The organism is Mycobacterium sp., assembly GCF_019243155.1.
Lineage (GTDB): Bacteria > Actinomycetota > Actinomycetes > Mycobacteriales > Mycobacteriaceae > Mycobacterium.
Genome location: NZ_JAFAUS010000179.1, coordinates 1 through 6,659, shown reverse-complemented (window position 1 = coordinate 6,659; position 6,659 = coordinate 1). Strand labels below are relative to the sequence as shown.

At 66.6% G+C, this 6,659-nt stretch carries 8 protein-coding genes; 4 read left to right on the top strand and 4 right to left on the bottom strand.

Going from position 1 to position 6,659, the window contains the following annotated elements; all coding sequences use genetic code 11:
• A partial coding sequence (locus tag JOZ00_RS08825; protein WP_293342598.1) for a zinc-binding dehydrogenase occupies positions 1 to 894 on the top strand: 894 nt, incomplete at its 5' end.
• Positions 895 to 902: 8 nt separating this feature from the next.
• Positions 903 to 1,439, top strand: coding sequence for a DUF302 domain-containing protein (locus JOZ00_RS08820; protein WP_293342596.1), 537 nt, complete (start codon positions 903 to 905; stop codon positions 1,437 to 1,439).
• Between the two features lie 51 nt (positions 1,440 to 1,490).
• On the opposite strand, the gene JOZ00_RS08815 is transcribed toward JOZ00_RS08820, so the two are convergent.
• Entirely contained in the window at positions 1,491 to 1,952 is a 462-nt protein-coding gene (locus JOZ00_RS08815; RefSeq protein WP_293342593.1) for an Hsp20/alpha crystallin family protein, read from the bottom strand.
• A 227-nt stretch (positions 1,953 to 2,179) separates the two neighbouring features.
• Between JOZ00_RS08815 and nirB the strand changes: the two genes are divergently transcribed.
• Both nirB and nirD read left to right on the top strand, forming a co-directional pair.
• A complete protein-coding gene (gene nirB, locus JOZ00_RS08810; RefSeq protein ID WP_293342591.1) occupies positions 2,180 to 4,762 on the top strand; it encodes a nitrite reductase large subunit NirB in 2,583 nt (860 codons plus the stop codon).
• Positions 4,759 to 5,115 carry a nitrite reductase small subunit NirD gene (gene nirD, locus JOZ00_RS08805; RefSeq protein ID WP_293342588.1) on the top strand — a complete coding sequence of 119 codons (357 nt, stop codon included), beginning with the start codon at positions 4,759 to 4,761 and terminating at the stop codon, positions 5,113 to 5,115. The genes nirB and nirD overlap by 4 nt, the downstream gene beginning before the upstream one ends.
• 13 nt (positions 5,116 to 5,128) lie before the next feature.
• Here nirD and JOZ00_RS08800 read toward each other — a convergent pair whose 3' ends face one another.
• The 3 genes from JOZ00_RS08800 to JOZ00_RS08790 all read right to left on the bottom strand — a co-directional run.
• Positions 5,129 to 5,581, bottom strand: coding sequence for a hypothetical protein (locus JOZ00_RS08800; protein ID WP_293342585.1), 453 nt, complete (start codon positions 5,579 to 5,581; stop codon positions 5,129 to 5,131).
• 70 nt (positions 5,582 to 5,651) lie between these two features.
• The gene (locus JOZ00_RS08795) at positions 5,652 to 6,389 is read right to left on the bottom strand and encodes a sirohydrochlorin chelatase (RefSeq protein ID WP_293342582.1); all 738 of its coding nucleotides are present in this window, start codon (positions 6,387 to 6,389) and stop codon (positions 5,652 to 5,654) included.
• Positions 6,386 to 6,659 (bottom strand): winged helix-turn-helix domain-containing protein (locus JOZ00_RS08790; protein ID WP_293342579.1); only part of this gene is annotated, 274 nt, incomplete at its 5' end. The genes JOZ00_RS08795 and JOZ00_RS08790, both read right to left, overlap by 4 nt.

Genomic DNA, 6,659 nt, shown 5'->3' with positions numbered 1-6,659 from the left:
ATCGGTGTCAACTTTCCCGACATCCGCGAACGGCTAGGTGTCTACAACAAGGCGGAGACCCGCGTCGGCGGGGTGCGGCTGCCGCAGGTCGGCGGTCTCGCGGTCGCCGGCACCGTCGTGGCGGCCGGATCGCAGACCTCGGTCGAGGTGGGCCGCAGCGTCGTGGCCCTGATGAAAAGGGGTGCGTACGCCCAGCTTGCGGTGGCCGAGGAGGCGCTGTGCGCGGTCCTCGACGAGGATGCCGACATGGCGGCGCTGGCCGGCTCGGCGGCCCAGGCCGCGTGCGCGCATCTGCTGCTGCAAGCCTCGACCACCCTGCTGGGCGGTGAGTCGCTGCTGGTGCACGGCGCGGCCGGCGGGGTGGGCGGCCTGGCGGTCCAGATCGCCAAGGCCCTTGGCGCCGGCCCGGTCATCGGAACGGCCAGCACCCCGCAACGGCGCGAGTACGTCATGGCGCTGGGCGCCGACGCGGCGATCTCGTATGACGAGCCCGGGTGGACCGACCAGGTGCGCGAGCTCACGTCGGGGCGCGGCGTCGACGTCCTGATCGAGTCGATCGGGGGTGAGGTGTTCGAGCAGAACTTCGACGCGCTGGCCACCTTCGGCCGGTACTTGCTGCTCGGGTCGACCCGCGGAGCCGGCGAGCCGTTCGCGCCGCGTCGCCTGATGACCCGCTCGCAGGCCCTGATCGGGTTTTACCTTCCGGTGTTCTACGAACGTCCCGAGCTGATCGGGAACGCGCTGCGATTTCTCGCAGCCGGCATCAAAACCGGGCAGATCACTTCGCAAGTCGACGAGGTGCTGCCATTGCGCCAGGCCGCCGAGGCGCATCGCCGCCTGGAACGCCGCGAGGTGCGCGGCGTCATCGTGCTGGACCCAACCATCGAAACATGAGGAATGCCATGACAAATACCGTCAAGTCCGTCCAATTCAACGTGGTCTCCCACGCCATGAACCGCATCGACATCGCCACCGGTGTGGAGTTCGAAGAGTTCAAAGCCGCCTTCGAAAAGGCGGCACCCCGCTTTGACCCGACCACGGTGCAGGCCATCATCGAGCGCGGTGGCAGCTGGGACGACGTCCTTGCCGCCGCGGCGGTCAACGCCCCAAACGGTCTGATGGTGTACGCGACGATCGACGCGCTGCCGCTGTTCGTTGTGGCGGGCCACACGACCAAGGCGGTGGAGTATCTGCTCGGCAATCACACGATCGCCGAAACGATGTTCCGGCACGACCCGAAGGCGCTGTTGTACGCGCCGTTGCGCCTTCTCATCTACGCCGACCACGATGGCAACGCGATCTTCTCGATGGATCAGCCGAGTGCGGCGTTCGGCAGCCTCGGCATCGCCGAGGTGACCAAGGTGGGCGAGGACCTGGACCGCAAGGTGGCAAACCTGTTGCGGGTGATCGGAATCGACGTCGAGCAAGCATTTCGTTAGCCGAAAATCCGGCGGGGTTCGGGGCCCCGCCGGATTGGCGTCAGTGGCGGATTACTTGGTGATCGCGATCCGCTGCGCCTGGCTTTCGGCTGGGTCTTTCAACGCACCGGCGACGCGTACCGTCAGCACGCCGGCGTCGTACGACGCCGCGACGGCCTCGCTGGTGACGTGGGCCGGCAGCTGGAACGACCGGCGGAAGGACCCGTACCGGATCTCGGTCAGGGTGCGGCCGCCCTTCTCGTCTGTGTGCTCGTCACGGTGTTCGCCGTGGATCACCAGGCGGCTTACCCCGTTTTTAAGCTCCACCTCGACGTTGACGTCCTTCTCGACGTCGACACCCGGGAGTTCCACCCGTACGACTGCGTCGTCGCCGTCCTTGACCACCTCGGCGGCCGGGCTGAAACCGCTGTTCGCCTGCTTGTACCAGTCCGCTGCCGGGGCCGGGCCGAAGAATTCGCGCAACCACCGGTCGGTGTTCCACGCCGGACGCGACCACAATGCGACGTTGCTCATGAGATCTCCTTCTAGCTTTCTTGAGCTTCCTTGTGAGTTAGCTGTGACCGGCGGCTTACCGGTCGGCTATTTTTAAAAACATGAGTCGACCACGCTTAAGTTCCACCTAGGCGTTCGCCTCGGGCGAACAGATATTCACAAGGCTTGCTGTGAGTTGTGAGATCCTCGTCATAGCACCGTCACATTCGGCGAAATCACGGTAATTTCCGGCCGTTACTCTCAAAGCCATGTCTGCAGACGGGATTTCGCGCGCTCACTGTGCGGACCGTCACACTATCGTGGTCGGACACGGCATGGTGGGTCACCGGTTGGTCGAGGCGCTCCGCGCGCGCGATGCCGGGGGATCGTGGCGCATAACGGTTTTCGCTGAGGAGGCCGACGCGGCGTATGACCGCGTGGGCTTGACCTCTTACACCGAGAGCTGGGATCGCAAGCTGCTGGCACTGCCCGGCAACGACTACGAAGGTGATGACCGGGTCCGCTTGGTGCTGAATCAGCGCGTTACGGAAATAGACCGCACGACGAATTCAGTCGTCACCGCCGACGGCCAACGGCACAACTACGACACCCTGGTGCTTGCTACCGGGTCCTACGCGTTCGTTCCTCCGGTTCCCGGCCACGACCTGCCCGCGTGCCACGTGTACCGCACGCTCGACGACCTAGACGGCATCCGCGCCGACGCCCAGCGCGCGGTGGCGGCCAGTCACACCGCCGCCGGCGTCGTGATCGGCGGCGGTCTGCTGGGGCTCGAGGCCGCTAATGCGTTGCGCCAGTTCGGGTTGCAAACACACGTCATCGAGATGATGCCGCGGTTGATGGCCCAGCAGATCGACGAGGGCGGCGGCGCGTTGCTCGCCCGGATGATCAGCGAATTGGGGATCGCGGTGCATGTGGGGACGGGGACCGAATCCATCGAGTCCGTCGAACATGCCGACGGCTCGACCGCGGCGCGGGTGCGCTTGACCGACGGCCAGGAAATCGAGGCCGGGCTGGTGATCTTCGCGGCCGGCATCCGGCCGCGTGACGAGCTTGCCACCGCGGCGGGATTGGACCGCGCCGAGCGGGGCGGTGTGCTCACCGACTTGTCCTGCCGGACAAGCGATCCCGATATCTATGCGGTCGGGGAGGTGGCGGCGATCGATGGCCGCTGCTACGGCCTGGTCGGGCCCGGTTACACCTCCGCCGAGGTGGTGGCCGACCGGCTGCTGGGCGGTGCCGCGGAATTCGGCGAAGCCGACCTGTCGACAAAGCTGAAACTGCTGGGCGTCGACGTCGCCAGCTTCGGCGACGCCATGGGGACGACCGAGAACTGCCTCGAGGTCGCCGTCAACGACGCGGTGAAGCGGACCTACGCCAAGCTCGTGCTTTCCGATGACGCCAAAACCCTTCTCGGTGGGGTCTTGGTCGGTGACGCCTCGTCCTACGGGGTGTTGCGGCCGATGGTCGGCAGCGAGCTGCCGGGGGATCCGCTCGCGCTGATCTCGCCGGCGTCATCGGGCGACGCTCCGGCCTTGGGCGTTGGGGCGCTGCCGGATTCGGCGCAGATCTGCTCGTGCAACAACGTCACCAAGGGCGACCTGAAGTGCGCGATCGCCGACGGCTGCAGCGACGTGCCGGCCCTCAAGTCGTGCACCTCGGCCGGAACCTCGTGTGGTTCGTGCGTGCCGCTGCTCAAGCAGCTGCTGGAAGCCGAGGGCGTGGAACAGTCCAAGGCGCTGTGCGAGCACTTCAGCCAGTCGCGCGCCGAGCTCTTCGAGATCATCTCCGCCACGGAGATCCGGACATTCTCGGGTCTGCTACAGCGATTCGGTCGCGGAATGGGTTGCGACATCTGCAAACCCGTGGTGGCCTCCATCCTGGCCTCGACCGGCTCGGACCACATCCTGGACGGCGAGCAGGCCTCGCTGCAGGACTCCAACGACCACTTCCTGGCCAACATCCAGAAGAACGGCAGCTACTCGGTGGTGCCGCGGGTTCCCGGCGGTGACATCAAGCCCGAGCACCTGATCCTGATCGGCCAGATCGCGCAGGACTTCGGGCTCTACACCAAGATCACCGGCGGCCAGCGGATCGACCTGTTCGGTGCACGGGTGGACCAACTGCCGCAGATCTGGAAGAGGCTGGTCGACGGCGGCATGGAATCCGGGCACGCCTACGGTAAGGCGCTGCGCACGGTCAAGAGCTGCGTCGGCACCGATTGGTGCCGATACGGTCAGCAGGATTCCGTGCAGCTGGCCATCGACCTGGAACTGCGCTACCGCGGTTTGCGGGCACCGCACAAGATCAAGATGGGTGTCTCTGGTTGCGCGCGGGAATGCGCCGAGGCCCGTGGCAAGGACGTCGGCGTCATCGCCACCGAAAAGGGTTGGAACCTTTACGTCGGCGGCAACGGTGGTATGACACCCAAGCACGCGCAGCTGCTGGCGAGTGACCTGGACACCGAGACGCTGGTCCGCTACGTCGACCGGTTCATCATGTATTACATCCGTACCGCGGATCGGCTGCAGCGTACCGCGCCGTGGGTGGATTCGCTCGAGGGCGGGCTCGATCACGTGCGCGAGGTCGTGTGCGACGACTCGCTGGGCCTGGCCGCGGAATTCGAGGCCGCAATGGAGCGGCACGTCGAGAACTACAAGTGCGAATGGAAGGGCGTGCTGGAGGATCCGGACAAGATGTCGCGGTTCGTCTCCTTCGTCAACGCCCCGGATGCCGTCGACTCGACGGTGACCTTCACCGAGCATGCCGGGCGCAAAATTCCTGTGTCCATTGGCATGCCGCAGATCCGTACGGGAGACGAGGAGAAATCATGACCCTTCTCAACGACATTGAGGTGTGGACGACGGCCTGCGAGTACGACCACCTCATCCCGGGCCGGGGCGTCGGGGTGCTGTTCGACGATGGCACCCAGGCCGCGTTGTTCCGGCTCGACGACGGGTCGGTACGCGCGGTGGGCAACGTCGACCCGTTCTCCGGGGCGGCAGTGCTCTCCCGTGGGATCGTGGGGGACCGAGGCGGCTGTGCCACGGTGCAGTCGCCCATCCTGAAGCAGGCATTCTCTCTCGAAGACGGCTCGTGCCTGGACGATCCGGCCGTTTCGGTGCCGGTCTACCCGGTGCGGGTCACGGTCGACGGCGTCATCCAGATCGGCCAGACCGCGGACTGAATCCGCCGCGGCGCTACTTCGTGATGTCCCCGACGAGGTAGCGCTGCATCGTCGGCCCGATGGCGTCGACGATCATGTCCACCGACATCGAATGCAGCGGCTCCGAGCGGATGCCGTAGCGCATGATGCCCAGGCCCACCAGCTGCGAGGCGCACAACGAGGCCCGCATCGCGGCTTTGTCGGCCCCAAGGACTTTGAGCAGCGGGCCGAAAACCGGCCCGACGAACATGCTTTGCACGATTTCGGCGGTCTTGGCCATTCCCGTCGATGCGACCGCACTTGCGGCGAAGGGGCCTCCGCCGGCCGCATCCCACGTGGTGATCAGCATGCGCAACGTCCGCCGGCCCACCTGATTAACCCCGCCGGTGACGATCCGGTCGATGAATTCCGGTGTGCCGAAGGGCAACCGCAGCATCTTGGCGACCGGGTCAAGGAGCCCATGCGATGGCTCTTCGCGACGGGGCATGGTGTCAGGATCGCCGGTATCGCACCAAAGATCAAGCGTGCCGGGCCTCGGCGCGCCTCGTCAGCCTGCTTCAGGCCGCCGAAGACCGGCGCGACGCCTGCCGGGCTGTGGGCGCCAGGGCCGTTGGCAGGGCCCGGCGGAATCGGTTGGCGATCAACCGCGCCAGGCCGGGATGGGTGCACAGCGGCCGGCTGACCAGATCGGCGCCGCAGTTGTGTAGCCGCTCCTGGAACAGGCCGTCGGCCAGTAGATACGAGGCCACCACGACGCGGCCGCCGTTGCGTCGAGCGTGCTGCCTCGCCTTGGCCACCGCCTCGCGCACGTCCGGGTCCCCGGTGGCGGCGAACCCCAGGCTCACGCGTGCCCCGGTCAGTGCCGACAACAGCGTCGCGGTGGTGTGCAAGTCGGCCCTTGCCCGGACGTCCGACGTTCCCGCTGCCGCGAGAATCACCGAATCGCCTGGGCGCCAGCCACATTGCACCAGCTGGTCGCTGATGATCCTGGCTATCTGGCCGCTCGGACCGAGCGCGGGCGTGACGACGACATCCGGGTGTCCGCTGGCCGCGACGTGGGCGGGCAGGTCGGCGCGCACGTGATATCCGCGCGACAAGAACGCCGGCACGACGATCGCCGGCCGACCGCTATACCGCGCCCGCGATAGCGCCTCGCCGGGGGTGGGCCCCAACACGTCGACGAATGCGACTTCCACGTCTCGATCGAGCAGCGTGCCTACTTGTGTCGCAAGGCTTTCGACCATCGTGACGCCACCCGGCCTGCGGGTGCCGTGGGCGACCAGGATCAGGCTCATGCCAGGACCCGCGGTTCGTCGACCGCGAGCCGGTAGCCACGCTTGACCACCGTCGCGATGATGTTCTTCTCACCCAACGCCGTTCGCAGTCGCAACACGGCCGTGTCGACGGCGTGTGGGTCATTGCTGTTGCCGGGCAGCGCGCGTAACAAATCGCCGCGGGAAACCACGTCACCCGGACGTTTCGCCAGCGCCCGCAACACGCCCATTCCGGACGGCGGCAACACCTTGATCGAACCGTCCACCAGCACGCAGGTCCCGCGGATGTCG